Origin of the sequence: Geminocystis sp. GBBB08 (assembly GCF_016743215.1) — a bacterium.
GTDB lineage: Bacteria > Cyanobacteriota > Cyanobacteriia > Cyanobacteriales > Cyanobacteriaceae > Geminocystis.
This window is the reverse complement of the sequence record NZ_VRZC01000021.1, coordinates 1-20,920: the sequence shown is the minus strand read 5'-3', so window position 1 is coordinate 20,920 and position 20,920 is coordinate 1. Positions and strand designations below refer to the sequence as shown.

Below are 20,920 nucleotides of genomic sequence, written 5' to 3'. Positions count from 1 at the left end.
AAGAAATCTTAAACAAACATTAAGCAGAAAATAACTTTTCAGAATAGGGATAGAAATTAACCCTGATTTTCTAAGCTGTTTTTGATTTTATAATTTAAGGAGATTAATTATTATGGTAAGTACTGCTCTCGAAACAATTGAAGCTACAACCAAACAAGAAAAATTTGTTTTGTGGTTTGAAGAAGTTGGTATCGAAGATGTGCCAATGGTAGGGGGTAAAAATGCTTCCTTAGGAGAAATGATCCAACAATTGACGGCAAAGGGTGTTAATGTACCTACAGGATTTGCTACCACTGCTTATGCTTATCGTTACTTTGTCAAAAAAGCTGGGTTAGAAGAACAACTTCGCAAAATTTTTGCCGATTTAGATGTAGAAAATTTGCCCAATTTACAAGCCGTTGGCAGACAAGCGCGTGCTTTAGTATTAAATACCCCTTTCCCTAAAGAGTTAGATTTAGCTATTTCTGAGGCTTATTTTAAACTCTGTCAACGTTATGGTAATAATCCTAATCTTTGTACCACCGAAGATGAAGAAGAAATGATGCGTTTGCGCAACTGCTCCTATGATACCGATGTAGCCGTTAGATCTTCTGCAACGGCTGAAGACTTACCCGACGCTAGTTTTGCTGGACAACAAGAAACCTACCTTAATGTTCATGGTGTTAAAAACGTCTTAGATGCTTGTCATAAATGTTTTGCCTCTATTTTCACCGATCGAGCTATATCTTACCGCACAGTGAAAAATTTTGATCACTTTGAGGTAGCCTTATCCGTAGGTGTGCAAAAAATGGTACGATCAGACTTAGCATCATCTGGGGTTATGTTTAGTATCGACACGGAAACAGGCTTTAAAGATGCCGCCTTCGTTACTTCCGCTTATGGTTTAGGGGAAAACGTGGTACAAGGTGCTGTCAACCCCGATGAATTTTTTGTTTTCAAACCTACTCTTAAACAAGGCTTTAAACCTATTTTAAATAAACGTCTTGGCTCGAAAGAGATCAAAATGGTGTATGATTTAGGCGGTGGTAAACAAGTCAAAAACGTTCCCGTTTCCGAATCAGAGCGCCTCAAATATTCCATCACCGATGAGGAAGCCTTAATCCTTGCCAAATGGGCTTGTATTATCGAAGATCATTATAGCGAAAAACGTGGTCAAAATAGCCCGATGGACATTGAATGGGCGAAAGATGGTCAAACAGGTCAATTGTTCATCGTACAAGCCCGTCCAGAGACGGTACAATCGCAAAAATCAGGTAGTGTCCTCCGGGACTATAAATTGAAAGGTACAAGTGAAATACTTGTTACTGGTCGTGCGGTGGGTGAAATGATCGGTCAAGGTCAAGCTCGTGTTATCCTTGATGTACACAAAATTGGTGAGTTTAAAGCGGGTGAAGTACTTGTAACTAACAAAACCGATCCCGATTGGGAGCCCATCATGAAAAAAGCTAGTGCGATCGTCACTAACCAAGGGGGAAGAACTTGTTTTGATGGTAATACAAAAATTCTCACCAATCAAGGTTTCATGAGCTTAAAAGAAATCTATGATCAAGGTTATCAAGGTTTATCGACTATTGCTTTCAATCCTGAAACTCAGAAAATGCAGTGGAAACCCATATTAGATGTGATGAAACGTCGATCGAACTTAATGACAGTCAGCGTTTCTCAAACGGGTCGAGTTTTAGATAACATTCTCAGTGTAACTCCCGATCATAAAATGGTCAATCTCCGTCAAGGGGAATATGTGAAAACGGAAATTCAAGAGATGTTAAGCCAAAAAGAAATGGTGTTAGTATCTCAAAATGTTCCTACTTTACCAGTGAATAACACCCGTGGAGATGTGGATTTAGCTTACTTACTCGGTGGTATTATTACGGATGGTGGAGTATATCTACGGGGTAATCGAGGAGAAGTGCAATTTATCCAAAAAGAAACTCCTGAAAAAGAAGCTTTCATCGCCACCATGAATGAAAAGATGACAACGGTTTATGGTAAATCCTTTACCCCTCATCTTAAAGCAGAGTCATCGGGTTATATTCGAGGAGAGAAAATAACAGGACAAGCTACCGCCTATCGTTTACATTCTAAATCGATCGCCCAAGATTTACAAGCCCAAGAAGCAAGTATCACCCAACAACTATTAACAAATAGTACCGAATTTGCTTATCATTTCCTCGCAGGAGTTATAGACGGTGATGGATGCTATCACAAAAACCGCATCAATATTTACATCTCCGAAGAAAACTTACTACAAGGGGTAATCATTGCTTGTTTGAAAATTAACACCGTACCTCAAGTTACTCGAAATCGTAACATTCATAACGTTCAAATCGTCGAAAAACTAGAGGAAATTTTACAATATACCCAACGAGTCAAAGGAGATATTACCCCTCGTCAAATTCAAACTCGCTTTTTCAGTGCCTCTCAACTATTATCAGAGGATGTTACAGGGCAACTAAAACTGCGTAAAGATAAAAACTTACTCATTAGTGAAAAACAACTCCGTGAAACTGGTGGCTATGAATCATTATTAGATAGTGATGTCAGAATGCAACGGATAATTAAAGTTAGTGAACCTCAACCTGCTGACGTTTATAATATTACCGTAGCTAATCACCATAACTATTTAGTCTTTACCAGTAAATATACTCCCATCTTAGTTTGTAACTGTCACGCCGCTATTATCGCCCGTGAAATGGGCATACCGGCGATCGTTGGTTGTGGTAATGCTACTGGTATATTAAAAACTGGTCAAGATATTACCGTGTCTTGCTCTGAAGGTGAAGAAGGACGAGTGTATTCTGGTTTAGTACCTTTTGATATTATCGAAACACAACTAGACAATTTACCCAAAACTCACACCAAAATTTTGATGAATGTGGGTAATCCGGAAGAAGCCTTCAAATTAGCTTCCATTCCTTGCGATGGTGTTGGTTTAGCCCGTTTAGAGTTCATTATTGCTAATCATATTAAAGCGCATCCTTTAGCGTTGATGAAATACGATGAATTAACTGATGAATCCGTTAAGAAAGAGATTGCCCAGTTAACTTTAGGTTACGAAAATAAAGCTGATTTCTTTGTAGATAAAGTCGCCCAAGGTGTAGGGACGATCGCCTCCGCTTTCTATCCGAATCCAGTGGTAGTAAGGATGTCTGACTTCAAATCTAACGAGTATGCTAACCTGTTAGGTGGTGCAGATTTTGAAACCAAAGAAGAAAACCCTATGATTGGTTGGCGTGGTGCGTCTCGTTACTACGATGAAAAATATCGGGATGCCTACGGTTTAGAGTGTAAAGCCTTAAAACGTGTCCGTGACGAAATGGGTTTAACTAACGTAATTCCGATGATTCCTTTCTGTCGCACTCCCTACGAAGGTCGTCGAGTCTTAGCAGAGATGGAAAAACATGGCTTAAAACGGGGTGAAAATGGCTTACAAGTCTATGTAATGTGTGAAATTCCTAGTAACGTCATCTTAGCAGATCAATATAGCGAAATCTTTGACGGTTTCTCCATTGGTTCAAATGATCTAACTCAGTTAACTTTAGGGCTCGATCGAGATTCCTCCTTAGTAGCACACATTTTCGATGAACGCAACCAAGCAGTTAAAGATATGGTAGCGATGGTAATTGAAAAAGCGAAACGTAATAACCGTAAAATCGGTATTTGTGGACAAGCACCTAGCGATTACCCTGAATTTGCCCGTTTCTTAGTGGAATTAGGTATTGATTCCATCAGTTTAAACCCTGATTCTTTACTAAAAACCTTGCTTGATATTGCCAAATTAGAAGAAAGATTAGACGCTAAATAATTAGCTAATCATTAGAGATTTACTAATTAATGATCACAATGAGGGCTTAAGCCCTCACTACAAACCAAATAAATAAGTAATCTAATAAATCTGAACAATTATCTATTTTTTAACTTCAAAGCATATTTTTTAAAAGATATAAGTCCTAGTGTGAGAAGAACATCAACAAATCAACTTCAAGTTAACATATCTGCTGAACCAGTTTACCGCACAAGGGATGAATTTATTGAACTTTTAATGGAAAAAATCAGAGAAGGTTTAATCAGACAACTTCAAAAAACACAAAAAAGATTAGAAGAAATAGAAAGTAAAAAATTATCATTAAAACAACAAAATGCTATCTCAGAAGAAACCATCATCAAAAAGATTCAATACACTGGTTAATTAAGTTAATATCTTCATTACTTAATTCATAATAATCAAATAATAATTGATCAATATCATTTTTATAACTTTCTGTCATTGACGAATTATCGTAAATAAGTTCCACTAATTGAACTATTTGTTGCTGTAAAATATAATTATTAGGAATAAATATTTGATAAAGATCAGCTATTTTAATTTGTGGTTGTTTTCCTAATGTCTTTTAATGTCTTATCTTGTTTATCAAAAATTTTATTAATTATGGGGGTTAAATCAGAAGAATTAGGTAATCTAAATCTAAATTCATCTTGGGGATTATCCCAATGGGATTGAGATATTAAATTTATATTATTTGTGTCATAATCAATCAGATTAACTTGATGATTCAATAAAGGTTTATTTTTTTTTATTTCTATAAGTATTTGTCCACTTGTTACATTATCAAAAACTTTTAGATTATATACTAATTTTTCGATCGTATAATTTTGTACTAAATATTGGCGACAATATTGATATGCTGTTTCAAAAAAAGCTATATCAACGATAAATGATAAAACTCCATTTTGTTTTAAAAAGTTTATTCCTTGCTCAATAAATAACATTATATAATTAATTTTTCCATTTTTAACATGAGTAGGAAATTGTTGATAATTGTCTAAGTAAAATTGTCTTTGGCTTTCATTTTTTTTCTTATCTCTTCTACCGTATAAAGATATATAAGGGGGATTTCCTATAACATAATCACAGGAATCATATATATATATAAATTCTGATAAGTTGCTGAATAAGTCTCTTTTTAAAATAGTAAAATCTGTGCAATAACTATTAAGTTTTCCTTTAAATTCTTGACTAAATAATATTTTATATAAATTATAAATATTCTCTCTAGTTTTTTTGAGCATAGTCAGATCAATATCAATAAAATATATATTATTTTCAATAAAGTTTGTAATTATCTTTTAACCTTACTCGATATTGCCAAACTAGAAGAAAGACTAGACGCAAATAAATAGTTATAATATTTGGGTAGGGTCAAATTATGAAGCCTTGCCCACTCATCAAGAAGATGCAACAAAATATTCCTAGAATAGAATCTCTAAAAGTCCAAAATTATCGAGCTTTACATAACCTTGAATTAAAAGAGATTACTCCTTTAACAGTATTTTTGGGGGCAAATGGCAGTGGAAAATCTACTATATTTGATGTTTTTGCTTTTTTATCAGAATGTTTTACAGAAAGTTTAAGAACGGCATGGGATAGACGGGGACGATTTCGAGAATTGCGTACTAGGGGTAGCGAAGGATGTATTGTAATTGAGATAAAATATAGAGAAGAATATCATCCGAAAAAATCACCAATCATCACATATCATTTGGCGATCGCAGAAGAAAATAATCGCCCTTTTGTAGCTGAAGAATGGTTACAGTGGACAAGAGGAAGAGGTGGTAAACCTTTTCGCTTTTTAGACTTTAAAAAAGGAGAAGGACAAGTTGTTAGTGGTGATACTCCCGAGGCTGAAAATGAACGTATTTCAGAAAAATTGGAATCGTCAGAATTTTTAGCGGTGAATACTTTAGGACAGTTCTCTAAACATCCACGGGTTAGTGCTTTACGGAAGTTTATTACCAGTTGGTATTTATCTTATATTAGTGCTGATAATACTCGAACTCGTCCTGAAGCTGGTGCCCAAGAAAGATTAACTCCTACGGGAGATAATTTACCTAATGTTATTCAATATCTAAAGGAAGAGCATCCAGAAAGATTAAATGAAATATTAGAAATTCTTTCCTTTCGTATTCCTCGTCTGGAAAAAGTAGAAGCATCAATTATGCCTGACAATTACCTTTTGTTACAAAATAAAATTAATAACTGTACTTTAGACTAATAAAATATTGCAGAACAATAAGTAAGCTAATTTTTGTTAGCTTCAAGAGAAAATAAATTGAGGTTCGTAGTTTGATCGAGTGCAATTAAATAGGAATTGGACTTAAAATAGAATTAGCTTAGATAGAGTTGAGAAAGAAAAAACATGACTACTGCCAATGATGTCTGGCAATTATTAGCTGAATTAACACAAGCACAAAAAGAAACAGAGCGACGTTTTCAAGAAACCGATCTGCGTTTTCGGGAAACTGATCGACAAATTAAGCAAGTCAATCAACAAATTGGGAAACTAGGCAATCGTCTAGGGGAGTTTGTGGAATGGCAAGTACGCCCTAGTGCAGTACGATTATTTCAAGAACGAGGTATCAATGTTCATGAATTACAAGCCGATGTGTCGGTAAAAAGAGATGAAGGGGGATTGGAAATTGATTTATTAGTGGTGAATGACACGGAAGTAGTGCTAGTAGAAGTAAAAAGTAAACTAACTCAAAAAGATGTGGATGAGCATTTAGAGAGGTTAGACAAATTTAAACGATTGATGCCCCGTTATCAAAAGATGAAGGCATTAGGGGCTGTGGCGGGGATGGTAGTTACAGAGGAAGTGGCAAATTATGCTTTCAGTCAAGGTTTATTCGTTTTAAGTCCATCAGGAGAAGATATGTGCATTCTCAATTCGGCGTTATATTCTCTCTTTGATAGGTGTTTTCTAAAAGTTGCTCATATTGGGGATTAAGGTTAGATATTCTTTTTCGTTTATCACATAAATCTTGATTAATTTCTGCTTCACTGCGATTAATCCATAAGGGAAATACATAAGATTGCCCTCCTAAAAAATTTATATCACTTAAACTATTAGTTATGAAACAATGATTATAAATATTGTCAGTATGTCTTTTTTTAAGAATTAAGCCTAAATTATCATCGTTAATAAAGTTCATCATTACAGCTTTTCTATCTCTGTCAATGAATAAACTTTCATAATAAATTTGACGATAATAAAAAGGTTTATGAAAGTAAGTATAAAATAAACTTTCATCAATAGTTTGAAATTTTGCTTTAATTTTATCGATATTAAAAGACTCTGAATTATCAAGATTATAAGTTTGTTTAATTAAGTCTTGATCAAAAGTCATAAAATTTCTTAACCTTGACATTAATTTATCTTTTTTATCAGCAATAATAAAATGATCTCGATGGGTTTTTATTCCACTGGTATTTTTATCAAAAATCTCATTAATTGCCCAAAATGAGTTATATAAATCAGCATTAGTAAAATTCTTTCTCTCAAAGAAAAAATGCTTTTCATCGATGGTTATTTCATCCTCTTTTCTGAAAGAAGTTAAGATATTATTACTGTTTAAATAGTCATATTTTAAAGAGCGAATACCGTATAAATCTTGATAAAAAAGTTTTCCGTAGGTAGTTTTTTTCTTAGCTTCTTTTTTGATTAAAAATATAATAGCCGTGCCTACTCTAATATCAAAAACATTATCATCTTTTTCACCTTCTGGAGTTTTTTCGTATAATTTGCCGTGTAAATTAAGAATATAAATCTCATCAAAAGTAAGTAATAATTGTTTGCGTAATCCCTTCGCCGCCATAATATTAAGATAAGTATTTTTCGTAATTAAACTCACAATTCCGCTTCCAGATTGTTCAATTTTCCAATGACAATAACGGATAAATTTAATATAATCATCGGATAAAATTTGGATATTTTTTTCGTCTTTTACATCCTCTTTATAAAGTTTCATTATTTCCGTTTCAAATTCAGATTTGTTATAGGAAGCGATGGAATAAGGAGGGTTGCCAATAATCGCTAAAACGGGAGTTTCTTTTTTGATTAAGTTTGCTTCTGTTGCTTCTTCTGCAAGGGATGACAAGCCGGGTAACTGGGGAATTTCTACCATCTTGGCATCTAAGGTATTGGTTAAATATAGCTGAAATCGATCGACATCTTCAAAATTATAGCCATATTCTTGCAGTAAATAAGACATTTTTAAATGGGCGATCGCATAAGGTGACATCATTAATTCAAAACCGTAAAAATTCTGTAAAATATGCTTTTTAATAAAACTTTTTTGGTTGCCATTACCGAAGTATTCGACAAAAGTTGTTAAGGCTTTTTTCACTGTTTCAGCTAAGAAAGTTAACGTACCACCAGCAGGATCAAGCACTTTTACGGTATGATCAGCAAAACCGATTTTATCAAAGTCTTTTTTCAAGATTTCTTCTACAGAATTAACGATATATTTTACTACTGCTGAGGGAGTATAATAAACGCCTCTTTTTTCACGGGTAGTGGGATCATATTGGTTTAAAAAAGTCTCGTAAAAATGTATAATGGGATCTTCTCCTTTGCCTTTTTGATAAAATTCCTGTAAAATTTTACCGGCATCAGCTACCCTTAAAACTTCGGCAATATCATCAATAATTGTTTCCATTTGGATAGATAATTTACCTAAAGAAATATACTCAAAAATATCTCTTAAAATTCCGATGGTAGGTGGTATATTTTCGATGGCATTTTTGCGACTAAATATCTCGTTTTCTTTTGCTCTCGTTTTCGCTGTAAATAATCCATAGGTGATAGTTTGGGCGTATAAGTCGGCAAATTCACTCTCAGCTAATCCTGCAATTAAATATTGTTGAAAAGCCTGATAAAATCCTTTAATATAGTTTTTCTTATCTTCATTTTTTAACTCATTAGTAATGATTTCATCCCTTAAAAATTTGGTTCTTTTTGCCAGTTCGATAGCCAAACTTTCTGTCGTAAATATTTTCGGTAAAGAAAAATCAAAAAATCTGGTTAATAGGTTCTCAAAATCCTGTTGATTTTCGAGGGGCGGAATGGTTTTTAATTTGTCGGTAACAAAATATCTACCGATGGTAACTTTTTTAATTAACTCTCCTTGACGATATAATCTAAACTCAGAAAAGTTAGTTAAAATAACGTTAGGAAAGATGCTTAAATAGCGTTTCAACTGCTCGGAATTTTCAGTTTTATCTAAGTCTGTATTAGGAATTTTTGCTTCAATATAACCGATAATTTCATGTTCTCCATCCCATACTCGAAAATCTGGATTTCCTGCTTCGGTTTTTTTCGGTAAAATAGTGATACTAACTTTTTTCTTATTAAGAGAATTGGCAAATTCTGTAATTAAATTGGCAATGGCAGGATAAAAACTTTCTTCTCTTTGATCACCATGAAAGCACGTTTTAGCTATATTTTCTAAGTATTTTTTGAACATTAGAAACCTTGAATAAATTTTGTCATAATAAGCCTTTTAAAGCTGATGGATAAATGGCTAAAGCCAGAACTACAAACTTGATTTATAATCTGATAGTTTGATCGAGCGGCGCCAGTGTTGGCGAAAAGCTGATATTAAAACAAGAAAATTAATGCTAAAAATAGCCGGAGTGGAAAACCGAAACGAGATTCTTTTAACTAAATGGGATATTCAAAAATTTTCCTGTAATAATTTAAAAATAATAAATACACTTTGGTTAAAAGCAAGTAAAAATCATTTTGATTTTAGTATTATTCATCATATTTATCATGAGGTTGAATATCACTATTTTCGTCTAGCGAAAGTTGTGGGATGGAAAAAGGAAGATCATTGGATTAAAATTGAGGATATTAATCTTACCAATAATGCACCAAAAGGACATTTACCTCTAACATGGCTTATATCTACTACTTTTAATATATATTAGTCGTCTCGATTTGCCAGTGCTGGATAGGGATTATTTATTACAACGGTAGAATAATTGTCCTGATAATGAGAAGTAGATGTTGCTTTAAAATGTTTTATAATTGTAAGAAAATGCACTAACTAGGGCAAAATGTTATGAATAAAATAGATTATTTACGGATTAGTTTAATAGATAAATGTAATTTTAGGTGTCAATATTGTATGCCTGAAGAAAAAGAATTAAGCTATTTTTTATCTTCAGAAATATTAACAAAATCCGAGTTATTAATTTTATTAAAAGAGGTTTTTATTCCTTTAGGTTTTACTAAATTTCGTTTAACAGGAGGCGAACCTTTATTACGTCCAGATTTGCCAGAAATTGTCAAAGAAATTATTAATTTACCGCAAACTCAAGACTTATCTTTAACTACTAATGGTTATTTATTATCAGAAAAAGCACCATTACTATTTAATGCCGGATTACGGCGAATTAATATCAGTTTAGATTCTCTAAATCCCCAAACTTTTGATAAAATTATTGGTAATAAATATAAAAGTCGTTGGCAAAAAACTTGGACAGGAATACAGACTGCTTATAAAGTAGGATTTAATCCTTTAAAGTTAAATGTAGTAATTATTCCATCAGTTAATGATCATGAAATTTTAGACTTAGCGGCTTTAACTATTGAACGTAATTGGCACGTCAGATTTATTGAGTTTATGCCTATTGGTAACAGTCAATTATTTTCTGAAAAAGCATGGATTCCTTCGTCGGAAATTCGGCAACAAATTAAAGATAAATGGGGTTTAGAATCTGCTAATATTAAAGGGAATGGGCCAGCCGATGTGTTTAAAATTCCCTACAGTAAAGGTACTTTAGGCTTTATTTCCCAAATGTCTGAATGTTTTTGCGATCGCTGTAATAGGATGCGATTATCATCAAGTGGTATTCTACGTCCTTGTTTACTAAATGAAACGGGAGAAATTGATTTAAAAACGGCTTTAAGAAAAGGAATCAAAACTGAAATAATTGTAGAAAAAGTAGCCCAGTTGTTATTATTAAAACCAGAAATTAATTTTAAAGAAAGAGATTCAGGCACAAAAAATAATACTTATCAGCGTACCATGTCACAAATCGGCGGTTAAATAATCTTGATACTTAAAATAGATGGATTCTCCGGGTATAACTTCGATAAATTTAGGAGAAACTTTATATTTATGACTAGGATATTTTTGTCTAATTTCTAATACAGTTTGATAATGTTTATGCCATTTATCAATACTATCTAATAATTGTTGAAAACGATAAATAATATTGTCATAACGGTTAGATAAAGCTATATATTGAATGATTTTTGCATAAGTAATTACTGCATCTTCATTATGACTAATACCAATTAATTTTCCTATTTTATCTAATTCTTCGTAATTAACTTTGACAATTAAAACTAAGGCTTTTAAATTAGTTAAATCTTGTTTTTTAAACTGTTTAAGAATTTCATTAATAGTATTAAATATTGTATAATCAGATATTTGATATTTTTTGAATAAAAGTAACAAATTTAAACCAATTTGATCTATATTAATATTATTTAAAGCCATTTGATATGATAAAAGTGCTTTTTTAGTAGGCTCATTACGAATGATACTTAAAAGTTCTTCAATTTCTATATTAACAAGTTGTTTAAAAAGTAGAGGATCAGAATTATTATTTAATTGTTCTTCAATAAACTGGTATAAATCTAGTTGAGTTTTACCCTGAAAATCTAATTCAATTCTTCTAATAGTACGAAAATCATTAATATGTTTAATCGCAAAAGTGAAAATTTTGACAAATATGTGTATTCCTTTATAATCATCTATATTTTTTTCTAATTTCTGTTTAATATTGATGAAATAAAGAAATTCAGGTACATATTGATCATTATCAAGCATTCGCAAAGTCGGCTCAAATTTTCTTAATTCTTCTAATTCTGTGTCGTGTAAGGATAATGCTAACTCAGGTACTTTTTGTGGATTCAAGGCCCCCAAAATTCTTTCTATAATACTTACATTACCCACAAGAGGACGATTCCACCAAGGTTTTGATTGAAAATAAGGATCTTTTGTCATCTGTAAAACACAAGAGCATTGACTAAGAATAATTATAACATTCAGTCAGATAAAACGCATTTACTTACAAGCAGTAATACTAATTGCCCATTTCCGATTCATTAATCCTAATTGTTTTGATAAATCTATTTACATTTCTAAGTACTTTTGCTTAAATTAAGATAATTTTAAATGCAATAATAATAATATGAAAAATTCTTTCGGTAATAGAATTGGTGTTTTTGATAGTGGTGTTGGTGGTTTAACTGTACTAAGCAAACTCTATCGTCATTTGCCTCAAGAATCTATCCTTTATTTTGCCGATACTCAACGTCTTCCCTATGGTACTCGTTCTCGTCAAGAAATCATTTTATTTGTCAGAGAAATTCTTGATTGGATGCAAGATCAGGATGTTAAAATGGTGATCATGGCTTGTAACACCAGTTCAGCTTTAGCCTTAGAAGAAGTACAATCCGAATATGACTTTCCGATTTTAGGGTTGATTCATCCGGGTGCAAAAGGTGCCGTTAAGCAAGGGAAAAAAATTGGTGTTATTTCTACCGTAGCCACTGCCAAAAGTAATGCTTATCGTAACGCTATTCAAGAAATTAATCCTCAAGTTGACGTGTGGCAAGTTGGTTGCCCTGAATTTGTGCCTCTGATTGAGCAAAATCGTATTTATGATCCTTATACTAAAAAAGTAGCCCAAGAATATTTAGAGCCTTTAATCAGGAATCAAATTGATGCTCTTATTTATGGTTGTACCCATTATCCTCATTTACAAGGTTTATTCAAAGAAATTTTACCCTCATCAGTTAAATTAATTGATCCTGCGGATTATGTTGTTAGGGCAACAGAAAGAGAATTAGATTTAATGAATCTACGAAATCATCATACCCTTTTACCAACTCGTTTTTGTGTTAGTGGTGAGCCAGAGGATTTTGCTAAAATTTCTAAACAATGGTTAGGATTTACTCCTCAAGTCGAAAAAATTTATTTATCTTCTATTCCTCAAAGTATCAATAATCAAATCTCACCAGAAGTTATACAAATGAATGATCATTTTTACGCTGAAAGTTTAATTGCCTAAAGCAACTAACATAAACCTATCTTCAACAATAGCAAAAGATTTACTATATTTTTTTGTCCTATTTTTTGCCACTTGTTTTGGTTTTCACTAACCTAATTTAACCTCTACCCCGAAGCAAATCTACCAATGGTTTTAACTAATTCAACGCCCCACCATAAATTGACGAGAAAACTAATAGTAAATGTTTACTATTTTTGAACTAAAAAATTTAATTTAACTCCTACAAGTGAAAACCGCTAGTATCCTTGAAAAATATAAAATTTATTAACCGACTTAATCAATCTAATATCATCCCATGGTTATTTTTAGCACCAGCTTTAATCTTATTAACCATCTTTTTATTTATCCCCATTCTTTCTCTTATTTATCTTAGTTTCACCAATGGTAGTTTAGTTAGTCAAAAATGGATCGGATTAGCAAACTATAAACGATTACTAATAGATCAAGATTTTCGACAAATAATTTTTAATACTTTTTACTTTGCGATGGCCACAATAATTCCCAGTATTTTAATTCCATTAGGATTAAGTATCTTATTAAATCAAAAAATCATTTTAAGGGGATTTTTCCGCACAGCATACTTTATACCTAGTATTACATCCTTAGTGGCAATGGGTTTAGGATTTCGCTGGTTATTTCAAAACAACGGACCGATTAATCAATTATTATCACAACTGAATATAAACCCCATACCTTGGCTAAATAGTACCATTTGGGCGATGCCTGTGTTAATAATCTTCAGCACATGGCGACAAATCGGTTTTAACTTAGTGGTATTTTTAGCAGGATTACAAACCATTCCCAAAAATCACTACGAAGCGGCTGAATTAGACGGGGCAAAATTTTGGGCAAAACTTTGGTATATAACTTTACCCGGATTAAAACCAACCTTAATCTTTACTACCATAACCACTGCTATTTTCACATTTCGATCTTTTGAACAAGTATATATCATCACCAACGGCGGACCATCTAACTCTACCAATATACTTGCTTACTATATCTATGAAGAAGCCTTTCGCCAATTTAACTTTGGTTATGCCGCCGCTTCTACCAGTATTTTATTGATAATCGCCTTTATTCTCGTTTCAATTCAACTCATAATTTGGAAAGAGTAAGTAAAATTGCCTGAAGAATTTAGAATTTAGAAAATTGAGCATCGTTGCCCGTTGCCCATTACAAGAGTGCCCATTGCCCATTGCCCATTACCCACCTTCACCAGTCAACTTAGATGCGTCTAGTTACTTAGTTAATTAAATCAATTGGTTTGTTAGGGACGTTTTTGTATTTTTCATAGACTTAAATGTAACAATCAAGATAGAATTTAACTTAATTGTTCTTATTTATCTTTAAAGCCTCTAAAATTTTATTATTAATTCCCCATGAGTGTTCAACAAAGTTTAATTGAATTACCTTTAGATTTAGATAGACAAAGAATTCCGTCTCATGTAGCCGTAATTATGGATGGTAATGGGCGTTGGGCAAAAAGTAGAGGTTTTCCCCGCATTATAGGGCATCAGAAGGGGGTTGATGCACTTAAAGATTTATTGCGTTGTTGTGATGATTGGGGTGTTAAGATTTTAACGGCTTATGCTTTTTCTACAGAAAATTGGGGAAGACCTGCCCATGAGGTAGAATTTTTAATGACTTTGTTTGAAAGAGTTTTGCGTCGTGAATTAGAAGAAATGATGGCCGAAAATGTCAAAATTCGTTTTATCGGTGATTTAAAAGCTTTACCAGACTCTTTACAGTCAGAAATCGCTCATGCTATGGGAAAAACTAGCCAGAATAAAGGTATTCAATTTAATATTGCGACAAATTATGGTAGCCGTCAAGAAATTATCCATGCTTGTCAGAGCATCGCATCTTTAGTCAAGGAAGAAAAAATACAGTTAGATGATATTAACGAAGAATTATTAGAAAATTACCTTTATACCGGAGGAATTGCCAACCCTGATTTATTAATTCGCACCAGTGGAGAAATGCGTTTAAGTAATTTCCTTTTATGGCAAATGGCTTACGGAGAAATTTATGTAACTCAAACTCTATGGCCTGATTTCAACCGTCAGGAATTTCATCGGGCTTTATTGGATTATCAAAAGCGCGATCGCCGTTTTGGCAAATTAAATTAATTAATGGTAAATTCTAAATTCTTCAGGCAATAGGCAATGGGCAACGATCCTCAATTTTTTAAATTCTAAATTCTTCATTATAATCAAAGGCAACCCGAAAACCAATTAATTTACCCTTGAATTGTGGTAAAGTCCAAAGTCGTACCCCCGCACGACAATAATAAGCTGTATCATCCCATGAACCACCCCTAATTACTCTGGGGGAATCTTCATCTAAATTTTCTCCAGTTTCTAACCAAGCACTACCATCCTTCGGTGCTTGATCATAATTTTCATGCCAATGATCCTCACACCACTCCCATACATTACCATGAAGATCATATAAACCGAAATTATTAGCAGAAAAAATCCCTACTTCTGTCGTTTCTTGTCTCCATTTACCACCACCACCATCACCATAACCAAAACTTGCTTTATAATTAGCTAATTCTGGAGTTATAGTTCTGCCAAAATAAAAAGGAGTATTAGTATTAGCTCTACAAGCATATTCCCATTCAGCTTCACTCAATAAACGAAATTTTTTACCAGTTAACTGTGATAACTTAGCACAAAAATTTTGAGCTGAAAACCAAGACACATTTTCTACTGGTTTATTTTCCCCGACAAAAAAAGAAGGATTTTCATTCATTATCGCTAAATATTGACTTTGAGTAATCGGATATTTACTAACAAAAAATTTGGCAATAGAGACTTCATGTTCAGGTGTTTCATCAATACTTCTTCCTTGTTCTATATCTGGAGTTCCCATAATAAATTTTCCTTCAGGAATAGACACCATGTCCAATTTTAGATTATTTCCTAAATCTATTTCTAAATAATCTGTTTCTTTTTCTACCCGATTAAAAGTTAAAGTTCCTTGAGAAGAATTAGAAGGGGTTGTTAAATTAATTGTGACAACTTCAAATTTATATTTTTGTAAATTATTCATAACTTTAAGCTATTTAGAATTATTAGAAATGATTAATTAATTCTACCTTATACTTAAACAAAAGATAACACTAATTAGTCTTGAGTATTGATAAAGGTTATCTCCTTTAGATGATAAGCTATTTTACCTATTAACTTTCTCCTTAATATTAGTTAATCTAAAAAGATATTTTCCTTAAAATTTATTGATTTTTTGCAACGAAAGTTAATATATTAATTATTAAATAACATTGCAGTTAACTCAGATTATATTTTTTAACAAAATCTCTGAATATTTTTTATTTTCTACTTGATTTTATTCTCTTCTTGGAGATATTTATACACTGGAATAGTGATTTCCGAACTAATTACCGTACCGATTGGCACATACTAACCTTAATCCTGTGTTAAAATCAGCTATTAAACGTGGCATAGGGTGAGTAAAGAAAATTATGTTTGAACGCTTCACAGAAAAGGCGATCAAGGTGATCATGTTAGCCCAAGAAGAGGCTCGTCGCTTGGGTCATAACTTCGTAGGTACTGAGCAAATATTGCTTGGTTTGATTGGAGAAGGAACTGGTGTAGCGGCCAAAGTACTTAAATCAATGGGTGTTAACCTGAAAGATGCTCGGATCGAGGTAGAAAAAATTATTGGTCGAGGTTCTGGATTTGTAGCGGTGGAAATCCCCTTTACTCCCAGGGCTAAACGAGTATTAGAGTTGTCTTTAGAAGAAGCTCGTCAATTAGGACATAACTATATTGGTACTGAACATTTACTTCTTGGTTTAATCCGTGAAGGAGAAGGCGTTGCTGCTAGAGTTTTAGAAAATCTTGGGGTTGACTTAGGTAAAGTTCGTACTCAAGTTATTCGGATGTTAGGGGAAACCGAAACTACTCCTGTGGGGGTAGGAGGTGGTAATCGCTCAAATAAAACTCCAACTTTGGATGAGTTTGGCTCAAATCTAACCATTTTAGCGACAGAGGGGAAATTAGATCCCGTAGTAGGTCGTCAAAAAGAAATTGAGCGTGTTATTCAAATTTTAGGTCGTCGTACTAAAAACAACCCCGTTTTAATTGGTGAACCAGGTGTTGGTAAAACTGCCATTGCCGAAGGATTAGCTCAACGAATTGCCAATAAAGACATCCCTGATTTATTAGAAGAAAAAAGAGTTGTCACCCTTGATGTTGGCTTATTAGTTGCCGGTACTAAATATCGTGGGGAATTTGAAGAACGACTCAAAAAAATCATGGAGGAAATTCGTCAGGCAGGAAATGTTATTCTGGTAATTGATGAAGTTCATACTTTAATTGGTGCTGGTGCTGCGGAAGGAGCTATTGATGCAGCAAACATCCTTAAACCTGCTTTAGCAAGGGGTGAATTGCAATGTATTGGTGCTACTACCCTTGATGAATACCGCAAACACATCGAAAGAGATGCGGCTTTAGCAAGACGTTTTCAGCCTGTTATGGTAGGTGAACCTAGTGTCGAAGAAACTATCGAGATTTTATTCGGATTACGGGAACGTTACGAACAACATCACAAGCTCAAAATTTCTGATGAAGCTCTCTGGGCCGCCGCTCAACTTTCTGATCGTTATATCAGCGATCGCTATTTACCCGACAAAGCCATTGACTTAGTGGACGAAGCCGGTTCAAGAGTTCGTTTGATGAATTCTCAGTTACCCGCAGAAGCAAAAGAGTTAGATAAGGAATTGAGGCAGGTTTTAAAAGAAAAAGACGAGGCAGTGAGATCTCAAGACTTTGATAAAGCCGGTGAATTGCGCGATCGAGAAATGGAAATCAAGAGCGAAATTCGTGGTTTAGCGGATCTGAAAAAGAAAAATCCTAAAGTCACAGATAACCCCATTGTCACTGAAGAAGAAATTGCTCATATCGTGGCTTCTTGGACTGGTGTACCTGTTCAGAAATTAACAGAATCTGAAGCGGATAAACTCTTACATATGGAAGAGACTCTTCATCAGAGAATTATTGGTCAGGAAGACGCTGTAAAAGCCATTTCACGGGCTATCAGACGAGCAAGAGTAGGTTTAAAAAATCCTAACCGTCCTATAGCATCTTTTATTTTTTCTGGACCGACGGGGGTAGGAAAAACTGAACTAACTAAAGCCTTAGCAACTTATTTCTTTGGTTCGGAAGAAGCAATGATTCGTTTGGATATGTCAGAGTATATGGAACGTCACACAGTATCCAAATTAATTGGTTCTCCCCCTGGCTATGTCGGCTATAACGAAGGTGGACAATTAACCGAAGCTGTACGTCGTCGTCCTTATACCGTAGTTCTTTTCGATGAAATTGAGAAAGCACACCCAGATGTATTCAACTTACTCTTACAAATCCTCGAAGATGGACGTTTGACTGATTCTAAAGGTCGTACTGTTGACTTCAAAAACACTTTATTGATTATGACCTCCAACATCGGCTCAAAAGTAATTGAAAAAGGAGGCGGAGGATTAGGTTTTGAACTAGAAAGCGATCATAGCGAATCTCAATATAATCGGATTAAATCCTTAGTTAATGAGGAATTGAAAAACTACTTCCGCCCTGAATTTCTCAACCGTCTTGATGAAATTATTGTCTTCCGTCAACTTAATAAAGGAGAAGTCAAAGAAATTTCTGAGATTTTACTCAAAGAAGTATTTGCTCGTTTAACGGAAAAAGAGATTCATTTACAAGTGACAGAGAAATTCAAAGAGCGTTTAGTAGAAGAAGGTTTCAACCCTGCCTATGGGGCTCGTCCTTTACGTCGTGCGATTATGCGACTTTTAGAGGATGTATTAGCGGAAGAAATTCTTTCTAAACGTATTCAAGAAGGAGATACAGCGATAGTGGATATTGACGAAGATGGAAAAGTTGCCATTAAAACTCAAACACCAAATCCTTTATTAGTGAAAGCCACTGTCTAAGGAAACCTGATATTAACTAAATTTTAAGGGGTGGGAATTGTCTCACCTTTTTTTTTACTCATTTAGTGGCATACTAACTCCTCAAGAGCCGATAATTTTTCCTATCATGAATTTAGAATTTTCAGAATCTATGCCCGTCAAAAAAGAAGTCGAAAATAATCTGCATAGCAAATTATTAGATTTATTAGTCGTAATAGTTAACTATCGCACCCCTCAATTAACAATTGATTGCTTACATTCTTTACTACCACAAATTCAAGATTTACCCTCAGCAAAAGTAGCCGTAGTTGATAATAATTCTGAAGATGATTCCCTTACTTTAATTCAAACTGCGATCGCCTCAAATAATTGGCAAAAATGGGTATCTGTAATTGCTTCTCCTATAAATGGCGGATTTTCCTATGGCAATAACTTAGCTATTCGCCCGATGATAGAATCAAATAGTTTACCTAAATATATTCTTTTGCTCAATCCTGATACGATTGTAAGAGAGAAAGCGATCAAAATATTAATGGAATTTATGGCTCAAAATTCTACCGTTGGTATCGCTGGAAGTCGATTAGAGTATTTAGACGCTACACCAGAGCATTCAGCATTTCGTTTTCGGACTTTATTCAGTGAAATAGATTCAGGATTACGATTAGGTATAGTATCAAAAATACTGAATCAATGGACAGTAACTTTTCCGATTTCCGATGAAAACTGTGTTACTGATTGGGTTTCTGGTGCTAGTATGATGATTCGGAGAGAGGTTTTTAAAGATATTGGTTTACTAGACGAAGGTTATTTTATGTATTGTGAAGAAATGGACTTTTGTCTTCAAGCAAAAAAAGCAGGTTGGAGTTGTTGGTATGTGCCTGAAAGTAGAGTAGTTCATTTTGTAGGACAAAGTTCAGGTATTGATCAAAAAGATAATAAACGAAAAAGAAGACCAAAATATTGGTTTGATTCTCGACGCAGATATTTTCTCAAAAATTATGGTTGGTTTTATACTGCATTAACAGATTTAATTTGGGTTTTATGTTATTGTCTTTGGAAGGTTAGACAATTTATACAAAAAAAACCAAATAATGACCCTTCGTATTTATTAATGGATTTTTGGATCAATACAGTGTTTTCTTATCCTTTTTTAGACAAATAAAAGAAGAATAGACTTCTGCACCAAGTCGGGCACTCTTGCAATGGGCACTCTTGCAATGGTTATTAAAATTGATGATTCCTCACCTTAAATAGATTTTAATTTTTATTTTGCACTCGTGTCTAATATAGCAATCCTAAATGATTCGTGGCAAAATCAACATCAAAAATTTGGAAGCAAGGAGTTTAAACCCATTGTTAAACTGAGATTTTAACATTTTCTACTAAAAATCATTACAAGAAAAAATGTTAGAATATTTAGACTCAGGATTACAACTAGGATGGTTAATTAATCCTCAACAAAAACAAGTGGAAATTTATCGCCCTAATCAAGGAGTAGAAATTGTGGATATGCCCGTTAATTTATCAGGGGAAAATATCTTACCAGAATTAAATGTAACTTTAGATTATTAATATTTTAAAGAGAAAAACTATGACTACTGTTTTAAATCTCAAATCAGTTACTTCTTTAAATAAAGAGCAATTTCATCAACTTTGTCTGAAGAATCCACAATTACAACTAGAAAGAAATCAAAGAGGAGAATTAATTATTATGCCCCCTGTTGGTGGTGAAAGTGGAGAAAAAGAAGCTGATTTAATTGGTGATTTAATTATTTGGAATCGTCAAAAAAAATTAGGCAAAGTTTTTAGTTCATCAACTATATTTAGTTTACCAAATGGAGGCGATCGCAGTCCTGATGTAGCATGGGTATCCTTAGAAAAATGGCAAAAATTAAGCCCAGAAGAAAAAGAAGGTTTTCCGCCAATTTGTCCTGATTTTGTGATTGAATTAAGGTCAAAAAGTGATAGATTAAAACCATTACAAGAAAAAATGTTAGAATATTTAGACTCAGGATTACAACTAGGATGGTTAATTAATCCTCAACAAAAAC

At 33.5% G+C, this 20,920-nt stretch carries 15 protein-coding genes and 2 pseudogenes; 13 read left to right on the top strand and 4 right to left on the bottom strand.

Annotated elements, in window-relative coordinates:
- Positions 1 to 112 precede the first annotated feature (112 nt).
- Together ppsA and FWJ34_RS04600 are read left to right on the top strand one after the other, a co-directional pair.
- Positions 113 to 3,805: a phosphoenolpyruvate synthase gene (gene ppsA / locus FWJ34_RS04605; protein WP_308254152.1), complete on the top strand. Its 3,693-nt coding sequence runs from the start codon at positions 113 to 115 to the stop codon at positions 3,803 to 3,805.
- A gap of 72 nt (positions 3,806 to 3,877) precedes the next feature.
- Positions 3,878 to 4,189 carry a hypothetical protein gene (locus FWJ34_RS04600; protein ID WP_396231666.1) on the top strand — a complete coding sequence of 104 codons (312 nt, stop codon included), beginning with the start codon at positions 3,878 to 3,880 and terminating at the stop codon, positions 4,187 to 4,189.
- 173 nt (positions 4,190 to 4,362) lie between these two features.
- Here the strand turns inward: FWJ34_RS04600 and FWJ34_RS04595 are convergent, their stop codons facing one another.
- Positions 4,363 to 5,097 carry an Eco57I restriction-modification methylase domain-containing protein gene (locus tag FWJ34_RS04595; RefSeq protein ID WP_396231664.1) on the bottom strand — a complete coding sequence of 245 codons (735 nt, stop codon included), beginning with the start codon at positions 5,095 to 5,097 and terminating at the stop codon, positions 4,363 to 4,365.
- Positions 5,098 to 5,234: 137 nt separating this feature from the next.
- On the opposite strand from FWJ34_RS04595, the pseudogene FWJ34_RS04590 reads away from it, so the two are divergent.
- Positions 5,235 to 6,029 (top strand): annotated as a pseudogene (locus FWJ34_RS04590) (AAA family ATPase); the annotation flags it as partial.
- Positions 6,030 to 6,197: 168 nt separating this feature from the next.
- Positions 6,198 to 6,785, top strand: a complete 588-nt coding sequence (locus FWJ34_RS04585) for a hypothetical protein (protein ID WP_308254149.1) — start codon at positions 6,198 to 6,200, stop codon at positions 6,783 to 6,785.
- On the opposite strand, the gene FWJ34_RS04580 is transcribed toward FWJ34_RS04585, so the two are convergent.
- Positions 6,721 to 9,303, bottom strand: coding sequence for a type ISP restriction/modification enzyme (locus FWJ34_RS04580; protein WP_308254148.1), 2,583 nt, complete (start codon positions 9,301 to 9,303; stop codon positions 6,721 to 6,723). The two genes, FWJ34_RS04585 and FWJ34_RS04580, sit on opposite strands and share 65 nt — an antisense overlap.
- Positions 9,304 to 9,400: 97 nt before the next feature.
- Between FWJ34_RS04580 and FWJ34_RS04575 the strand changes: the two genes are divergently transcribed.
- Complete coding sequence (locus FWJ34_RS04575; RefSeq protein ID WP_308254147.1) at positions 9,401 to 9,769, top strand: GUN4 domain-containing protein; 369 nt, start codon at positions 9,401 to 9,403, stop codon at positions 9,767 to 9,769.
- Between the two features lie 134 nt (positions 9,770 to 9,903).
- The gene (gene moaA / locus FWJ34_RS04570; protein WP_308254146.1) at positions 9,904 to 10,893 is read left to right on the top strand and encodes a GTP 3',8-cyclase MoaA; all 990 of its coding nucleotides are present in this window, start codon (positions 9,904 to 9,906) and stop codon (positions 10,891 to 10,893) included.
- On the opposite strand, the gene FWJ34_RS04565 is transcribed toward moaA, so the two are convergent.
- Positions 10,876 to 11,859, bottom strand: coding sequence for a hypothetical protein (locus FWJ34_RS04565; RefSeq protein WP_308254145.1), 984 nt, complete (start codon positions 11,857 to 11,859; stop codon positions 10,876 to 10,878). The two genes, moaA and FWJ34_RS04565, sit on opposite strands and share 18 nt — an antisense overlap.
- A gap of 187 nt (positions 11,860 to 12,046) precedes the next feature.
- On the opposite strand from FWJ34_RS04565, the gene murI reads away from it, so the two are divergent.
- The 3 genes from murI (at position 12,047) to FWJ34_RS04550 (ending at position 15,060) form a co-directional block, all read left to right on the top strand.
- Positions 12,047 to 12,928 (top strand): glutamate racemase, encoded by an 882-nt coding sequence (murI, locus tag FWJ34_RS04560; protein ID WP_308254144.1) that lies wholly within the window; start codon positions 12,047 to 12,049, stop codon positions 12,926 to 12,928.
- 245 nt (positions 12,929 to 13,173) lie between these two features.
- Complete coding sequence (locus FWJ34_RS04555) at positions 13,174 to 14,046, top strand: sugar ABC transporter permease (protein ID WP_308254143.1); 873 nt, start codon at positions 13,174 to 13,176, stop codon at positions 14,044 to 14,046.
- 264 nt (positions 14,047 to 14,310) lie between these two features.
- Positions 14,311 to 15,060 carry an isoprenyl transferase gene (locus tag FWJ34_RS04550; protein WP_308254142.1) on the top strand — a complete coding sequence of 250 codons (750 nt, stop codon included), beginning with the start codon at positions 14,311 to 14,313 and terminating at the stop codon, positions 15,058 to 15,060.
- A gap of 58 nt (positions 15,061 to 15,118) precedes the next feature.
- Here the strand turns inward: FWJ34_RS04550 and FWJ34_RS04545 are convergent, their stop codons facing one another.
- On the bottom strand, positions 15,119 to 15,988 hold the full coding sequence (locus tag FWJ34_RS04545; protein ID WP_308254141.1) for a formylglycine-generating enzyme family protein: 870 nt from the start codon (positions 15,986 to 15,988) through the stop codon (positions 15,119 to 15,121).
- A gap of 430 nt (positions 15,989 to 16,418) precedes the next feature.
- Here FWJ34_RS04545 and FWJ34_RS04540 point away from each other — a divergent pair, with 430 nt between their 5' ends.
- The 4 genes and pseudogenes from FWJ34_RS04540 to FWJ34_RS04525 all read left to right on the top strand — a co-directional run.
- A complete protein-coding gene (locus tag FWJ34_RS04540) occupies positions 16,419 to 18,890 on the top strand; it encodes an ATP-dependent Clp protease ATP-binding subunit (protein ID WP_308254140.1) in 2,472 nt (823 codons plus the stop codon).
- Positions 18,891 to 18,996: 106 nt separating this feature from the next.
- Positions 18,997 to 20,031 (top strand): glycosyltransferase family 2 protein, encoded by a 1,035-nt coding sequence (locus FWJ34_RS04535; RefSeq protein ID WP_308254139.1) that lies wholly within the window; start codon positions 18,997 to 18,999, stop codon positions 20,029 to 20,031.
- 224 nt (positions 20,032 to 20,255) lie between these two features.
- A pseudogene (locus tag FWJ34_RS04530) lies at positions 20,256 to 20,441 on the top strand (Uma2 family endonuclease); the annotation flags it as partial.
- Positions 20,442 to 20,460: 19 nt separating this feature from the next.
- On the top strand, positions 20,461 to 20,920 hold a 460-nt coding region (locus FWJ34_RS04525), incomplete at its 3' end, for a Uma2 family endonuclease (protein ID WP_308254138.1).